General features: G+C 55.1%; 15 protein-coding genes. 8 read left to right on the top strand and 7 right to left on the bottom strand.

All coding sequences use genetic code 11. The annotated features are described in order from the left end of the window. Nucleotides 1-3: 3 nt before the first annotated feature. Nucleotides 4-1,341, top strand: a complete 1,338-nt coding sequence (gene hslU / locus IV493_RS18430; RefSeq protein ID WP_013359469.1) for an HslU--HslV peptidase ATPase subunit — start codon at nt 4-6, stop codon at nt 1,339-1,341. Between the two features lie 158 nt (nt 1,342-1,499). Further along, complete coding sequence (gene rraA / locus IV493_RS18425) at nt 1,500-1,985, top strand: ribonuclease E activity regulator RraA (protein ID WP_009088032.1); 486 nt, start codon at nt 1,500-1,502, stop codon at nt 1,983-1,985. 53 nt (nt 1,986-2,038) lie between these two features. On the opposite strand, the gene zapB is transcribed toward rraA, so the two are convergent. Beyond that, nucleotides 2,039-2,278, bottom strand: coding sequence for a cell division protein ZapB (gene zapB, locus IV493_RS18420; RefSeq protein ID WP_003851242.1), 240 nt, complete (start codon nt 2,276-2,278; stop codon nt 2,039-2,041). A 405-nt stretch (nt 2,279-2,683) separates the two neighbouring features. On the opposite strand from zapB, the gene IV493_RS18415 reads away from it, so the two are divergent. From IV493_RS18415 to glpX, 3 genes are all read left to right on the top strand, one after another. Then, entirely contained in the window at nt 2,684-3,538 is an 855-nt protein-coding gene (locus IV493_RS18415) for an MIP/aquaporin family protein (RefSeq protein ID WP_013359471.1), read from the top strand. A gap of 30 nt (nt 3,539-3,568) precedes the next feature. Next, nucleotides 3,569-5,080 carry a glycerol kinase GlpK gene (gene glpK, locus IV493_RS18410; protein ID WP_013359472.1) on the top strand — a complete coding sequence of 504 codons (1,512 nt, stop codon included), beginning with the start codon at nt 3,569-3,571 and terminating at the stop codon, nt 5,078-5,080. 96 nt (nt 5,081-5,176) lie between these two features. Continuing rightward, nucleotides 5,177-6,187 carry a class II fructose-bisphosphatase gene (gene glpX / locus IV493_RS18405; RefSeq protein ID WP_013359473.1) on the top strand — a complete coding sequence of 337 codons (1,011 nt, stop codon included), beginning with the start codon at nt 5,177-5,179 and terminating at the stop codon, nt 6,185-6,187. Here the strand turns inward: glpX and emrD are convergent. Next, the gene (gene emrD / locus IV493_RS18400; RefSeq protein WP_147789959.1) at nt 6,177-7,370 is read right to left on the bottom strand and encodes a multidrug efflux MFS transporter EmrD; all 1,194 of its coding nucleotides are present in this window, start codon (nt 7,368-7,370) and stop codon (nt 6,177-6,179) included. The two genes, glpX and emrD, sit on opposite strands and share 11 nt — an antisense overlap. A 273-nt stretch (nt 7,371-7,643) precedes the next feature. On the opposite strand from emrD, the gene fpr reads away from it, so the two are divergent. Beyond that, the gene (gene fpr, locus IV493_RS18395) at nt 7,644-8,390 is read left to right on the top strand and encodes a ferredoxin--NADP(+) reductase (protein WP_195857565.1); all 747 of its coding nucleotides are present in this window, start codon (nt 7,644-7,646) and stop codon (nt 8,388-8,390) included. Here fpr and IV493_RS18390 read toward each other — a convergent pair. Then, nucleotides 8,381-8,815, bottom strand: coding sequence for a DUF805 domain-containing protein (locus tag IV493_RS18390; RefSeq protein ID WP_013359476.1), 435 nt, complete (start codon nt 8,813-8,815; stop codon nt 8,381-8,383). The genes fpr and IV493_RS18390 overlap by 10 nt on opposite strands. Before the next feature lie 98 nt (nt 8,816-8,913). On the opposite strand from IV493_RS18390, the gene IV493_RS18385 reads away from it, so the two are divergent. After that, nucleotides 8,914-9,504 carry a DUF1454 family protein gene (locus IV493_RS18385; RefSeq protein ID WP_095706507.1) on the top strand — a complete coding sequence of 197 codons (591 nt, stop codon included), beginning with the start codon at nt 8,914-8,916 and terminating at the stop codon, nt 9,502-9,504. Nucleotides 9,505-9,624: 120 nt separating this feature from the next. Beyond that, nucleotides 9,625-10,392, top strand: coding sequence for a triose-phosphate isomerase (gene tpiA / locus IV493_RS18380; protein WP_010258199.1), 768 nt, complete (start codon nt 9,625-9,627; stop codon nt 10,390-10,392). Nucleotides 10,393-10,420: 28 nt separating this feature from the next. Here tpiA and IV493_RS18375 read toward each other — a convergent pair whose 3' ends face one another. From IV493_RS18375 to fieF, 4 genes are all read right to left on the bottom strand, one after another. After that, a complete protein-coding gene (locus IV493_RS18375) occupies nt 10,421-11,194 on the bottom strand; it encodes a CDP-diacylglycerol diphosphatase (protein WP_195857564.1) in 774 nt (257 codons plus the stop codon). A 160-nt stretch (nt 11,195-11,354) separates the two neighbouring features. Then, on the bottom strand, nt 11,355-12,344 hold the full coding sequence (locus IV493_RS18370; protein WP_013359480.1) for a sulfate ABC transporter substrate-binding protein: 990 nt from the start codon (nt 12,342-12,344) through the stop codon (nt 11,355-11,357). A gap of 144 nt (nt 12,345-12,488) precedes the next feature. Further along, nucleotides 12,489-13,451, bottom strand: a complete 963-nt coding sequence (pfkA, locus tag IV493_RS18365; protein WP_003851263.1) for a 6-phosphofructokinase — start codon at nt 13,449-13,451, stop codon at nt 12,489-12,491. A gap of 207 nt (nt 13,452-13,658) precedes the next feature. After that, a complete protein-coding gene (gene fieF, locus IV493_RS18360) occupies nt 13,659-14,561 on the bottom strand; it encodes a CDF family cation-efflux transporter FieF (RefSeq protein ID WP_195857563.1) in 903 nt (300 codons plus the stop codon). Nucleotides 14,562-14,719: the final 158 nt, after the last annotated feature.

Below are 14,719 nucleotides of genomic sequence, written 5' to 3'. Positions count from 1 at the left end.
AATATGTCTGAGATGACTCCACGCGAAATCGTCAGCGAACTGAACCGCTTTATCATCGGGCAGGACAGCGCCAAGCGCGCCGTGGCGATTGCACTGCGCAACCGCTGGCGCCGCATGCAGCTCGACGAAGAGCTGCGTCATGAAGTGACCCCTAAAAACATTCTGATGATCGGTCCGACCGGTGTCGGTAAAACCGAGATCGCGCGTCGTCTGGCTAAGCTGGCCAATGCACCGTTCATCAAAGTTGAGGCGACTAAATTTACCGAAGTGGGTTATGTCGGTAAGGAAGTGGACTCTATCATTCGTGATCTGACCGATTCGGCCATTAAGATGGTGCGCAGTCAGGCGATTGAAAAGAACAAATACCGTGCCGAAGAGATGGCCGAAGAGCGCATTCTCGATGTGCTGATTCCGCCTGCGAAAAACAACTGGGGCCAGGCAGAGCAGAGCGCTGAGCCGTCTGCGGCGCGCCAGTCGTTCCGCAAAAAGCTGCGCGAAGGCCAGCTTGATGATAAAGAGATTGAGATCGATCTGGCCGCCAGCGCGCCTGGTGTTGAGATCATGGCGCCTCCTGGCATGGAAGAGATGACCAGCCAGCTGCAGTCGATGTTCCAGAACCTCGGCGGTCAGAAGCAGAAAGCCCGTAAGCTGAAGATCAAAGAAGCGATGAAGCTGCTGATCGAAGAAGAAGCGGCAAAACTGGTTAACCCTGAAGAACTTAAGCAGGACGCGATTGATGCCGTTGAACAGCACGGTATCGTGTTTATCGATGAGATCGATAAAATCTGTAAGCGCGGCGGCCAGAATGCCGGCGGCCCGGATGTTTCTCGCGAAGGTGTTCAGCGTGACCTGCTGCCGCTGGTTGAAGGCTGTACCGTTTCGACCAAACATGGCATGGTGAAAACTGACCATATTCTGTTTATCGCCTCAGGCGCGTTCCAGGTGGCCAGCCCTTCCGATCTGATTCCGGAACTGCAGGGTCGTCTGCCAATCCGTGTAGAGCTGCAGGCGCTGACCGTGAATGATTTCCAGCGCATCCTGACTGAGCCGAATGCCTCCATCACCGTACAGTACAAAGCGCTGATGAATACCGAGGGTGTGAACATCGAGTTCACCGAAGAGGGTATTCGCCGGATCGCAGAAGCCGCATGGCAGGTCAACGAAACCACCGAAAACATTGGTGCGCGCCGTCTGCATACCGTGCTGGAGCGTCTGATGGAAGATATCTCGTATGACGCCAGCGATCGTCACGGTGAATCCGTGACCATCGATGCTGATTATGTCGGTAAACATCTGGATGAACTGGTGGCTGACGAAGACCTCAGCCGCTTCATTCTCTGATTCACTTAATCAGCGCTTTTCCGAAGCCCAGCCCATCCGGCTGGGCTTTTTTATGCATGTTCTTGATCGAACGATGCTTTTTTCATACTGATGATTTTGCCAACAATCTGCATATAGCGATATACTTACCCTTCCTGTGGCAAACAGACGAAACCCCTATGAAATACGATACATCTGAACTCTGCGATATCTACCATGAAGAAGTGAATGTTGTTGAACCGCTTTTTTCAAACTTTGGTGGGCGCACTTCATTCGGTGGTCAGATTACCACAGTGAAATGCTTTGAAGACAACGGCTTACTCTACGATCTGCTGGAAGAGAATGGCCGGGGTCGCGTCCTGGTGATCGATGGCGGCGGCTCCGTGCGTCGTGCGCTGGTCGATGCGCAGCTGGCACGTCTGGCGGCCACCAACGAGTGGGAAGGCCTGGTGATTTACGGTTCGGTACGCCAGGTTGATGAGCTGGAAGAGCTGGAGATTGGCATTCAGGCCATTGCCGCGATTCCGGCAGGCGCTGCGGGTGAAGGGATTGGTGAAAGCGATGTGCGCGTCAATTTCGGCGGCGTCACCTTTTTCTCCGGCGACCATCTCTATGCCGATAACACCGGTATCATTCTGTCAGAGGATGCGCTGGACCTCGAATAGGCCAGACATGAAAACGGGTGCCTGAGCACCCGTTTTTCACATCAGCTGAGGCTTCAAACCTCTTCCATTTTTCCCAGCAAGGCACGCAGACGTTCCTGCCATACGTGCTGCTCTTCTTTCAGGTGCTGATTTTCACGCATCAGCGCATCGTGGTTGCCCGCGACTTGTTGCGCATCGTTACGCAGTGAGTTGTTCTGCTCTTTCAGCTCTTCGATTTCCATCTGCAACAGGGTGATGGTATCAATCGCCTGCTGTACTTTCGCTTCCAGTTTCTCAAACACTTCAAATGACATCTTTCTGACCTCTCCTAAATTCCTGCAAGGCGTTGATGATGCCAGCTTAAGCCAGCAACGTTGTCCCGATTGTATGTAGCCTCACCCCGCAAGTCCAGCAACGCGGCCTTTGCGGGCGTAGTCTGTAACACTTTTCAGCCAATCCCTGAATTTACGCTGCGCTTACTGAAGCTGCGTTCCGGCACTGGCCCGTTATCGCTGTAATGAGGCGCGAATAATGGCTTAAGAAAGCCAGAATACGCGAAAACGCGCATTTTTATGACACAGTACACAAAAAACGATTTCGCTATTTCTCGTTTATGTTCGTTAACGATAAATTCACATCAGCCCTACATAAAAGCTGGGTGCCTCATGGACTGAGAACAAAAACTGATAAAATTTAACCTCGCTTCAGGAACCACTATTATGAGTCAGACAACTAACACGCTCAAAGGTCAGTGTATTGCCGAATTTCTGGGGACAGGCTTGATTATTTTCTTCGGCGCAGGCTGTGTGGCTGCACTGAAACTCGCCGGTGCCGCCTTCGGTCAGTGGGAAATCTGCATTATCTGGGGCTTAGCCGTCTCAATGGCTGTCTATCTTACCGCTGGGGTATCAGGTGCGCATCTGAACCCTGCCGTTACGGTTGCGCTCTGCCTGTTTGCCAACTTCGAAGGCCGTAAAGTGGTGCCGTTTATTCTGGCGCAAATTGCCGGGGCATTCTGCGCGGCCGCGCTGGTTTATGGCCTCTACTACAGCCTCTTTTTCGATTACGAACAAAGTCATCAGATGGTACGCGGTACGGTTCAGAGTCTGGATCTGGCGGGTATCTTCTCAACCTATCCTAACCCTCACATCAGCGTAGGTCAGGCGTTCCTGGTCGAGATGGTGATTACTGCCGTGCTGATGGCAGTGATTATGGCACTGACCGACGATGGCAACGGTGTACCGCGTGGGCCGATGGCACCGCTGTTAATCGGTCTGCTGGTCGCGGTCATTGGTGGGTCAATGGGTCCACTGACCGGCTTTGCTCTTAACCCGGCACGTGATTTCGGACCTAAGCTGTTCGCCTTCTTCGCTGGCTGGGGTAACGTTGCCTTCACAGGTGGTAAAGATATTCCTTACTTCCTGGTCCCTATTTTTGGCCCGCTGGTCGGTGCCTGCCTGGGTGCAGTCGGTTATCGCACCCTGATTGGCCGCTACCTGCCAGGTGCCGCTAAAGAACCTGCAAAAATTCCAGCAGACAAACCGGTTGCACGCGCTCAGCAGCGTAAAGCGTAAGTTTCACCTTTTATCATCAGGACTGAATTTATGACTACCACAGATAAAAAATATATTGTCGCGCTCGATCAGGGCACAACCAGCTCACGCGCTGTCGTTCTCGACCACGATTCCAATATCGTTGCGGTATCGCAGCGCGAATTTACTCAGATCTACCCGAAAGCGGGCTGGGTTGAGCATGATCCAATGGATATCTGGGCTTCACAAAGCTCTACGCTGGTGGAAGTGCTGGCCCATGCCGACATCCGCTCTGATGAGATTGCGGCTATCGGTATCACTAACCAGCGCGAAACCGCTATCGTGTGGGAAAAAGAGACCGGCAAACCTATCTATAACGCCATCGTCTGGCAGGATCCCCGCACCGCTGACTACTGTAACAAACTGAAGAAAGAGGGCCTGGAAGAGTATATCCAGCACACGACGGGTCTGGTGATTAACCCCTACTTCTCCGGGACAAAAGTGAAGTGGATCCTGGATCACGTTGAAGGCTCACGTGAGCGTGCAAAACGTGGCGAACTGCTGTTCGGTACCGTTGATACCTGGCTGGTCTGGAAAATGACTCAGGGCCGCGTTCACATCACCGACTATACCAACGCCTCACGTACCATGATGTTTAACATTCACAAGCTGGAGTGGGATCAGCGCATGCTGGATATCCTGGATATCCCGCGTGAAATGCTGCCGGAAGTGAAATCTTCGTCTGAAGTCTACGGTCAGACCAACATCGGTGGTAAAGGCGGTACGCGTATTCCTATCGCCGGTATTGCCGGTGACCAGCAGGCCGCGCTGTATGGCCAGCTGTGTGTACAGCCTGGCATGGCGAAAAACACCTACGGCACCGGCTGCTTCATGCTGATGAACACCGGTACTGAAGCGGTGACCTCGACCCATGGCCTGCTGACCACTATCGCCTGTGGCCCGCGCGGTGAAGTGAACTATGCGCTGGAAGGTGCCGTATTCATCGGTGGTGCCTCTATTCAGTGGCTGCGTGATGAAATGAAGCTGATCAGTGAAGCGGCTGACTCTGAATACTTCGCAATGAAAGTGAAAGACACCAACGGCGTTTACATGGTGCCTGCTTTCACCGGCCTGGGTGCACCTTACTGGGACCCGTATGCCCGTGGCGCAATCTTCGGTCTGACGCGCGGCGCAAACTCTAACCACATCATCCGCGCGACGCTGGAGTCGATCGCTTATCAGACGCGTGACGTGCTTGAAGCGATGCAGAACGATGCCAACACCCGCCTGCAGGCGCTGCGTGTGGATGGTGGTGCGGTGTCCAACAACTTCCTGATGCAGTTCCAGGCTGACATCCTCGGTACCCGTGTTGAGCGTCCGGAAGTGCGTGAAGTCACCGCGCTGGGTTCTGCCTATCTGGCGGGTCTGGCTGTCGGCTTCTGGCAGGATCTGGATGAAGTGCGCGCTAAAGCGGTTATTGAGCGTGAGTTCCGTCCAAGCCTGGAAACCACCGAGCGTAACTTCCGCTATGCCGGCTGGAAAAAAGCGGTTGCCCGCGCACAGGCGTGGGAAGACCAGGAGTAATCTCTGTGCCCGCGACGCTGGCCGTCGCGGGCCTTTTCCCCGCCCCACTGCCCCGCTGTGTTACACTGCCTGCCGGTTTTTTGTCAGGTAGATGCCATGAAACGAGAACTTGCCATTGAATTTTCCCGCGTAACCGAAGCTGCCGCCCTGGCAGGCTATCACTGGTTAGGACGCGGCGACAAAAATGCGGCTGACGGTGCGGCAGTCCATGCCATGCGTCATGTCCTGAACTCCATTGAAATTGACGGTCAGATTGTGATCGGTGAAGGCGAAATCGACGAAGCGCCGATGCTCTATATTGGCGAAAAAGTCGGTACCGGTCGCGGCGATGCGGTCGATATTGCTGTTGATCCGATTGAAGGCACCCGCATGACGGCGCTTGGCCAGGCTAACGCACTGGCTGTGATGGCCGTCGGCGATAAAGGCAGCTTTCTGCACGCCCCTGACATGTACATGGAGAAGCTGATTGTCGGTCCGGCAGCGCATGGTGCGATCGACCTTGACCTGCCGCTGGAAACCAACCTGCGTAATATCGCAATAGCGATGAACAAGCCGCTGTCGCAGCTGACCGTATCGATTCTGGCAAAGCCGCGTCACGATGCGGTGATTAGCCAGCTGCAGCAGCTGGGCGTGCGGGTATTTACCTTCCCGGATGGCGACGTCGCCGCCTCGATTCTGACCTGCATGCCGGACAGCGAAGTGGATGTGATGTATGGCATTGGTGGCGCACCGGAAGGCGTAGTCTCTGCGGCGGTGATCCGTGCACTGGACGGCGATATGCAGGGCCGGTTGCTGGCACGTCATCATGTGAAAGGCGACAGCGCTGAAAACCGTCGGCTCGGTGAGCAGGAGCTGCAGCGCTGTGCAGAGATGGGGATTGAAGCGGGTAAAAAGCTGACGCTGAGTGAGATGGCGCGCAACGACAACGTGGTGTTTGCCGCCACCGGCATTACCAGTGGCGAACTACTGAAAGGCATTACGCGTCAGGGCAATATTGCCACCAGCGAAACGCTGCTGATTCGCGGTAAATCACGCACCATTCGCCGCATCCAGTCGATTCACTATCTTGACCGTAAAGATCCGGCGCTCCATCCGTTTATCCTGTAACCGGCTGGTTGCCGCGCTCCGGCTGACGTGAGAGCGGCAACCAGCAGAGCAGCATCACCAGCGCGGTAAAGAACATCAGCATGCCAAGGCTGAACTGATCGCGCTGCGGCATCATGGCTGAGAGCCACGCCACCAGCCCCGATCCCAGATTCTGCATGCCGCCAATCAGTGCGCCCGCGCTACCCGCCAGCCACGCATACGGTTCCATCGCGCCTGAGGTCGCCAGCGGAAACAGCATACCGGCACCAAAGAAGAACAGCGCGGCGGGGACCAGCAGCGTCCAGATATTCATCACGCCGAACCACGCCGGGATCCACATCAGAATGCCCGCCAGCAGGCAGCTATTCACACCCCACCACATCAGGCTGTGCCATGAACCCTGCTCGCGCCCGGCAAACCAGGCACCAAAGAACGCAGCCGGAATCGGCAGGATGAACAGGATGCTGACGGTGAGGCTGTGCAGGCCGAGCACGCCGCCCAGCAGAACGCCACAGCTCGACTCAAAGACCGCAATCCCGGCCAGCGCGCCAATCAGCAGCACAATATAGCGGACGAAATTCGCGTCGCTGAGCAGGCGGGCATAACGTTTAAAGAAAGGGGTCACTTCTGCACTCTGCGGCCGGGTCTCCGGCAGCCAGCGCGCCATGGAACCGGTCACCGCCAGACAGAGCAGCAGCAGAAAGGCAAAACAGGCGTGCCAGCCAAAGAGCTGGGTCAGCAGTGCGCCAATCACCGGCGCCAGCAGCGGGCTGACCAAAATGCCCATATTAAGCAGGCTGTTAGCGCGGCGCAGCGCGTGACCCTCGTAGAGATCGCGCGGCATGGTACGGGCCATCACGCCTGCCACGCCGGTTCCCAGCCCCTGAATAGCACTGCCGAGCACCAGCATATTGAGTGATGTCGCCATCAGAGCCGTGATTGCGCCGATCATAAAGATCATCATGCCCGCCAGGATCACCGGACGACGGCCCACGCTGTCTGACAGCGGACCGTAGATCAGCTGGGATCCGCCATAGGTCATCAGATAGGCCGCCATCACTCGCTGCAGCGCGCCATCCCGCACATTCAGGGCGTCCGCCATCACCGACATCGCCGGGACGTAGATAGTCTGTGCCATCTGCCCGACAGCCACCAGCACAATGAGCATCACCAGCAGTGGGCGATTTTCCAGTTTACTAATCATGATTATGCAAAATTTCTTTCTGTGAAAGGAGGTTAAAACAGCGGTTCACCCGCCAGTCATCTTGTTATGGCGGGCAAAATATCAGGATTAGATGACAAAGCGAGAGGTAAGCGAAAAGGTCCCGGCTTGCGCCTGTCAAGTTTATGCGCCAGCCTGTAAAGACAAAGCAACAGTTTGTCGATTAGAGCCTTTGCCAGGGCGCAGGCTGGCAATCTCACCGGCGAGTCGCGAAAATAGTGACCTGCCTGAATAATCAACAACCAGGGAGTGATTATGGCTGAGTGGGTCAATGGTGAAGTAAAGGAAGTCAAAAACTGGACTGATGCATTGTTTAGTCTCCGGGTAAAAGCGCCCATCGATCCCTTTATCGCCGGGCAATTTGCCAAGCTGGCGCTGGAAATCGACGGTGAGCGGGTGCAGCGCGCTTACTCCTACGTTAATGCGCCGAAAGATGACCTGCTGGAGTTTTATCTGGTTACGGTGCCAGACGGCAAGCTGAGTCCGCATCTGCAGGCACTTCAGCCGGGCGATCAGGTGATGGTCACCAAAGAAGCTGCGGGATTCTTTGTGCTGGATGAAGTCCCGGAGTGCAAAACCTTATGGATGCTGGCAACCGGCACCGCGATTGGTCCCTACCTGTCGATGCTGCAGCAGGGCGAAGGGCTGGATCGCTTTGAAAACATCGTGCTGGTGCATGCTGCGCGCTATGCGGCTGACCTGAGCTTTTTGCCGATGATGCAGCAGCTGCAGCAGCGCTATCACGGTAAATTGCACATCCAGACGGTAGTGAGTCGCGAAGCGATCCCCGGTTCGCTGACGGGCCGGGTCCCGGCGCTGATCGAAAATGGCGAGCTGGAGCGTGCCACCGGATTAATGCTGGATGCCGACAGCAGCCATGTGATGCTGTGCGGCAACCCGCAGATGGTGCGTGATACGCAGCAGTTACTGAAAGAGACGCGCGAGATGCGCAAACACCTGAAGCGTAAGCCGGGCCATATCACCAGTGAACATTACTGGTGAGCCGTTTGCCGGTATCGCACTGGCTGCGTCGCGGTACCAAACCGGTTAGGGCCGGGGGTACCGCGAAAGACGCCGAGATCGAGCAGCAGGCCAGCTATCAGCATAAACGGAATGGCGCGGCCCAGCAGCCAGGGCAGTACACCCGCCAGCATGCTCCAGTTTCCCGCCACCAGCAGCCAGGCGAGAATCACCAGAAATCCCCAGTAGCCGCGTCGGTTGCGGTCGTGCAGCCGTTTAACCATAACCGCGCTGGCGGGCCACAGCAGGCAGACCACGCCAAAGGCCGCCATCTGGGTATCAATCCAGTCGTTTGCTGCTAAGACGAATAAAAGTGTCGTGGTCAGCAACCAGACCGCCTGCCAGATCCAGAAATCACGTCGTCCCAGCCGGCCGCGCCAGGAAAAACACCCTTGTTGTAACGTCATGCATTATCATCCAGAGATAAGAGAACCGCCGCGCTTTTGACCTCGCGGATAAAAACCGTTTTAATTTGCGCCTGAGTTTACGGGTTAGGATCGACAAAATGAAGAATTTGCCTGGCGCACTGCTGTTATCGTTTGCGCTGACGGTTCCGGTCTTTGCCGCCGATCCGCCACCGCCGGAACGGCCCGATGCGTTGCCCACCGCGCCTTATCTGCTGGCGGGCGCGCCCACCTTTGATATGACTATCGGCCAGTTTCGCGAAAAATATAATCTTGCCAATGCAGCGCTGATGCTGCCGGAGTATCGCGCTATTGATAACCGGGGTGATAAAAGCAACCTGACGCGCGCCGCCAGCAAAATCAATGAAACGCTCTATGCCTCTACCGCGCTGGAGCCCGGCACCGGCAAAATCAAGACGTTGCAGATTACCTGGCTGCCACTGCCTGGCCCGGACCAGAGCGCCTCGCAGCAAAAAGCTCTGGCCTACATGACCGCCATGCTGCGCTTCTTTGTACCGGGATTAAGTGCCGACGAAGGGCGTAAAAAGCTGGAGGGTCTGCTGAAGGAAGGTAAGGATTTACCCTACTTTGCGCAGGTCGACGGTGCGCTGCGTTTTGTGGTCGCTGACAACGGCGACAAGGGGCTGACCTTCGCGGTCGAACCGGTCAAACTGGCGCTCGCGAGTCCCTGATGATGTGGCTGAAAATGACGAAAAGCAAAGCCATCACTACATTTGATCTCTATACTGTCTGGCAGACAACGCTGCCGGCTGGCAGCGATTTTTCATGTATCGCGTTATGCGGAGGATAGAATGCGACATCCACTGGTTATGGGTAACTGGAAGTTGAATGGCAGCAAGCAGATCACAGCTGAACTGATCGCCGGTCTGCGCAAGGAACTCTCTGGCGTTGAAGGTTGTGGCGTCGCCATTGCACCGCCAGCGCTCTATCTCGAGCAGGCAAAACACGCCATCTCCGGTAGCCACATCGCACTGGGTGCGCAGAACGTAGACGTTAACCTGTCTGGCGCGTTTACCGGTGAAGTTTCCGCTGAAATGCTGAAAGATATCGGCGCGAAATATATCATTATCGGTCACTCAGAACGCCGCACTTACCACAAAGAGAGCGACGAGTTCATCGCGAAGAAATACGCGGTACTGAAGTCAGTGGGCCTGGTCCCGGTGCTGTGCATTGGTGAAACCGAAGCAGAAAACGAAGCGGGTAAAACCGAAGAAGTCTGCGCGCGTCAGCTGGATGCCGTTCTGGAAACTCAGGGCGCTGAAGCGTTCAAAGATGCGGTTATCGCGTATGAGCCCGTCTGGGCCATCGGTACCGGCAAATCTGCGACCCCTGCTCAGGCACAGGCCGTCCACAAATTCATCCGTGATCATATCGCGAAGAAAGATGCGGCTATCGCAGAACAGGTCATCATTCAGTACGGCGGCTCGGTTAACGATAAGAATGCTGCTGAGCTGTTCACCCAGCCTGACATCGATGGCGCGCTGGTTGGCGGTGCGTCACTGAAAGCAGACGCTTTCGCGGTAATCGTTAAAGCTGCGGCGGCTGCAAAAAGCGCTTAAGCATTAGCATTCCGGTCAGAGGCGGCGCTTAAGCCGCCTTTTTTATGGGCGCAATCAGCTGACAGGCGTGATCCTGCAACTCCTCCGCCGAACCACTGTTCAGTAGCAGCCAGTTCCGCTCTATCGCCATTAACACCAGTCGCCCATCGCTTAATTCAGCCAGTGCCAGCCCATATTTCCCCATCTCTGTGCGTACCTGTGGCCGTTCATCGGCAAGCCGGATAAAGGCACTCTGCTGAGTCAGCTCATCTGCCGTCAGGGTTCGCAGCCAGTAGCGGTGCTTACGCAGCGTGAGCTCCTGCCACTTACCGCCCAGCTGCGGCTTCAGCTTATCCAGCTGCTGACGCACATCGGGTCGCAGACAGGAGAGATGAATATGGAGCTGATTCTGCGTGCGGCCATATTGTGAATTGATCGCCAGTGACAGAACCCGATCAGCAATGGGTGAGCCGCGTCGCTGTGCAAGCAGGGTTCGTTCATGCCACGCAAGGGCAAAATAGTTGGGCGTCGCGGGTTGCAGTAACCGGGGGCTTTCGATACCGGTGATTTTGTCGAGCGGGATCAGCAGATACTGCAACGGCCCGTTCATATCTTTCAGCATGGCATAGCGATGCGGCTGGTCGACACGCTGGCAGGGCGCAGGGTCTCCGCTGCTTTGCTGATGAGGCAGGCATTTCTCGCTGACGATCTGCCAGAGTGCATCACTGTTCTTTTTGAAATGCAGTGCGGCGGCCAGCATCCCCACAACAACCAGCGCCAGCAGAACGGCAACCAGGCGGGTTGCACGACGATTGGTCGGCATAACAACGCTTCCTGAATGGTTTAGCAGCCTGCATCCTCGCCTGGCGAGAAAGGAATGTCACGGGGAATTCGGGCTGATGAACTGGCGGCTGGGCAGAGAAGAGAAAAGACGTGATAGTGGCGGATAAGCGGTCAGCGCAGAGCGCGCTGACCGCAATACACTATGGTTTCATGACCTCGTCATAGCTGCCGCCATCGGCGAAGTGGGCTTTCTGAGCCTGCGCCCAGCCACCAAATTTGTCCTGAATGGTAAACAGCTTCACTGGCGCAAAGGTGCTGGCAAATTTCTTCGCGATTTCAGCATCACGCGGACGATAGTAATTCTGTGCAGCGATGGTCTGGCCTTCTGGCGAGTAGAGATATTTCAGATACTCATCAGCGACTTTACGCGTGCCCTTTTCATCCACCACTTTGTCGACCACCGACACGGTCGGTTCAGCCAGAATCGATTCGCTCGGGGTAACAATCTCGAACTTATCTTTGCCCAGTTTGTTAACGGCCAGATAAGCTTCGTTTTCCCAGGCGATCAGCACATCACCAATCCCGCGCTCAACGAAAGTGTTGGTTGCGCCACGTGCACCCGAATCCTGTACTTCAACGTTTTTGAAGAGCGCTCTGACGTAAGCCAGTGCTTTTGCCTGATCGCCGTTGTTATGATCCAGTGCCCAGCCCCAGGCCGCCAGATAGTTCCAGCGTGCGCCGCCGGACGTTTTCGGGTTCGGGGTAATCACAGATACGCCAGGTTTGGTCAGGTCACTCCAGTCATGGATACCCTTAGGGTTATCTTTACGAACCAGGAAGACAATGGTCGAGGTGTAAGGCGCAGAGTTGTCCGGCAGACGCTTGATCCAGTTCTTATCAATACGACCACGTTCGGCAATGGCATCAACATCCGATTGCAGCGCCAGTGTGACCACATCCGCACGGATGCCGTTAATCACGGAGGTCGCCTGCTTGCCAGAGCCACCATGCGACTGGCGGACCACGACATTGTCGCCGGTTTCCTGTTTATAGTGCGCACTGAACGCTTTGTTGTACTGTTCGTACAGCTCACGCGTTGGATCATAGGAAACGTTTAACAGCTGAATGTCTTTCGCCAGCACGCTGGTTGAGGCCAGCAACAGGGTAACGCCAATACTCCACTTGTTCATTACGCACTCTCCCAATGTCGTTATGGGCTAAGCGTGACATAAACTATTACAGAGCTAAAAGAATTAAAAATAAGCTGTTATAACCGCGGGGAATATAGAAGGAAAATGCCGGGGCATGCTGTGCAGCACACCCCCGCAGGGGAATTAATAGAGCTTTTTCGCGGTGTCCAGCCAGTCGCGCTTGAACGGACGCTTCATGTTTTCAATGGCGTCGACGATATCGTGATGCACCATCTTCTCATTCTGAATACCGACACAACGGCCGCCGTAACCCTGCATCAGCAGTTCAATTGAGTAAGCGCCCATGCGTGACGCCAGGATACGGTCATAAGCACAAGGTGCACCACCACGCTGAATATGGCCCAGAACGGTCGAACGGGTTTCACGTTTGGTCTCTGTTTCAATGAAACGCGCCAGATCGTCGATATCGCAGATGTGCTCGGTAATCGCCACGATAGCGTGCTTTTTACCTTTGGCGATGCCCGCTTTGATTTCCGCAACCAGCTCTTCGCGGGTATACGGGAACTCTGGCAGGACGATGAACTCACAGCCACCGGCAATCGCCGCCGCCAGGGTCAGATCACCACAATAGCGGCCCATCACTTCAACAATCGAAATACGCTGATGCGAAGAAGAGGTATCACGCAGGCGGTCAATCGCTTCAACCACGGTTTCCAGCGCAGTGAAATAACCGATGGTGTAATCCGTTCCGGCCACGTCATTATCGATGGTGCCTGGCAGACCGATGCAGGGGAAGCCCATTTCAGTCAGGCGCTTAGCACCCATGTAAGAACCATCGCCACCAATTACAACCAGCGCATCGATGCCGCGCTTTTTCATGTTCTCAATGGCAACCTGGCGCACATCTTCATTACGGAACTCAGGGAAACGCGCTGAGCCCAGAAATGTGCCGCCACGGTTAATCATGTCGGAGACGCTGTAGCGATCAAGATTGATCATGCGATCTTCGTACAATCCCAGATAACCGTCATAGATCCCAAAAACTTCCAGTCCTTCACTCAGCGCGGAACGAACCACTCCACGAATAGCTGCGTTCATGCCTGGGGCGTCACCGCCGCTGGTTAATACACCAATTTTTTTGATCATGACAACCTCTGGATTGTTCAAAACTAAGGGTTAATCCTGCCTGTCGATCGCTGCTGAAGGTCATTTTACGATTAGCGCGACATGTGATGGCAGATAGTATATCAAAGGCTTGCTGCTGAATTGATTCAGGTCAGACAACTTTTCACTATTTTTTGCAGCAATGTTAGCGTTACGTCATTCCTTTCGTATCGGTTTGATTCATTTACGTTAAAAACCTAAAGAATCTTCTCTCTCGAACGGTACCACAGAACAGGGATCCTGATGGATAATTACGTCTGACCCAGGAAATTCTTTGCGCAACGCCTTCTCAACCTGATCGGCTACCCGGTGCGCCTGCACCAGTGGCAACTGGTCTTCCAGTTCCAGATGTAGCTGAATAAATTTAGTCGGGCCTGACTGGCGGGTTCGCAGATCGTGGACGCCCTGCACCTGTGGCCAGTTTGTCGCCAGCGTCAGAATCTGCTGCCGCTCCTCTTCCGGTAGCGCGCGATCCAGCAATGACTGCACCGCCTCATAGCCCATACGTAACGCACTGTAGAGAATGAAAATGCCAATCCCCAGCGCGAACAGGGCATCTGCCCGCGCAAAGCCATAGCTGCTCAGAACCAGCGCGATCAGAATGGCACCATTCATGATGACGTCCGACTGATAGTGCAGCATGTCAGCCCGAATCGCCTGGCTGCGGGTTTTACGCACCACCCAGCGCTGAAAGGTGACCAGCACCAGCGTTGAGCTCAGTGCCACAACGGTCACCACAATACCGACGCCGGGTGCCCGCATCTCACTGGGCGAGGCAAGATGCTGCAGGCCGGTCAGAAACAGAAACAGTGCCGAGCCGGAGATAAACATACTTTGCGCCAGTGCTGCCAGCGACTCTGCTTTGCCGTGCCCGAATGTGTGATCTTCGTCGGCAGGCTGCAGCGCATAACGCACCACCAGCAGATTGGTCAGCGAGGCAGCGATATCCACCAGCGAGTCCACCAGTGAGGCCAGCAAACTCACCGAACCGGTGTACCACCAGGCAAAAATTTTCACGATTAACAGCACAGATGCAAGAATGGTGGCGGCCAGCGCAGCACGCTTTACCAGTCGGCCATAAGAGGGTTGCATGCCAGATTCCCTATGCAGCATCAGCGACGATGCGTACTCAAATGAAAGAATGGCTAAAGTTTAACACCAGGAGGCGGGCAGTGCTTAGCGGGTCATTCAACGGCTCAGTTTCTTTTGTAAAAGCCTGGCAGGCATAAAAAACAAGCCCCGACCTCGGG

The organism is Pantoea sp. SM3640 (genome assembly GCF_015654165.1).
Lineage (GTDB): Bacteria > Pseudomonadota > Gammaproteobacteria > Enterobacterales > Enterobacteriaceae > Pantoea > Pantoea vagans.
The sequence above is the reverse complement of the archived record's forward strand: the minus strand, read 5'-3'. Positions and strand labels throughout refer to the sequence as shown.

Excerpts from the sequence above, each read along its gene's own strand:
- hslU (WP_013359469.1), top strand. The coding sequence starts at position 4 with ATGTCTGAGATGACTCCACGCGAAATCGTCAGCGAACTGAACCGCTTT.
- rraA (WP_009088032.1), top strand. The coding sequence starts at position 1,500 with ATGAAATACGATACATCTGAACTCTGCGATATCTACCATGAAGAAGTG.
- zapB (WP_003851242.1), bottom strand. The coding sequence starts at position 2,278 with ATGTCATTTGAAGTGTTTGAGAAACTGGAAGCGAAAGTACAGCAGGCG.
- IV493_RS18415 (WP_013359471.1), top strand. The coding sequence starts at position 2,684 with ATGAGTCAGACAACTAACACGCTCAAAGGTCAGTGTATTGCCGAATTT.
- glpK (WP_013359472.1), top strand. The coding sequence starts at position 3,569 with ATGACTACCACAGATAAAAAATATATTGTCGCGCTCGATCAGGGCACA.
- glpX (WP_013359473.1), top strand. The coding sequence starts at position 5,177 with ATGAAACGAGAACTTGCCATTGAATTTTCCCGCGTAACCGAAGCTGCC.
- emrD (WP_147789959.1), bottom strand. The coding sequence starts at position 7,370 with ATGATTAGTAAACTGGAAAATCGCCCACTGCTGGTGATGCTCATTGTG.
- fpr (WP_195857565.1), top strand. The coding sequence starts at position 7,644 with ATGGCTGAGTGGGTCAATGGTGAAGTAAAGGAAGTCAAAAACTGGACT.
- IV493_RS18390 (WP_013359476.1), bottom strand. The coding sequence starts at position 8,815 with ATGACGTTACAACAAGGGTGTTTTTCCTGGCGCGGCCGGCTGGGACGA.
- IV493_RS18385 (WP_095706507.1), top strand. The coding sequence starts at position 8,914 with ATGAAGAATTTGCCTGGCGCACTGCTGTTATCGTTTGCGCTGACGGTT.
- tpiA (WP_010258199.1), top strand. The coding sequence starts at position 9,625 with ATGCGACATCCACTGGTTATGGGTAACTGGAAGTTGAATGGCAGCAAG.
- IV493_RS18375 (WP_195857564.1), bottom strand. The coding sequence starts at position 11,194 with ATGCCGACCAATCGTCGTGCAACCCGCCTGGTTGCCGTTCTGCTGGCG.
- IV493_RS18370 (WP_013359480.1), bottom strand. The coding sequence starts at position 12,344 with ATGAACAAGTGGAGTATTGGCGTTACCCTGTTGCTGGCCTCAACCAGC.
- pfkA (WP_003851263.1), bottom strand. The coding sequence starts at position 13,451 with ATGATCAAAAAAATTGGTGTATTAACCAGCGGCGGTGACGCCCCAGGC.
- fieF (WP_195857563.1), bottom strand. The coding sequence starts at position 14,561 with ATGCAACCCTCTTATGGCCGACTGGTAAAGCGTGCTGCGCTGGCCGCC.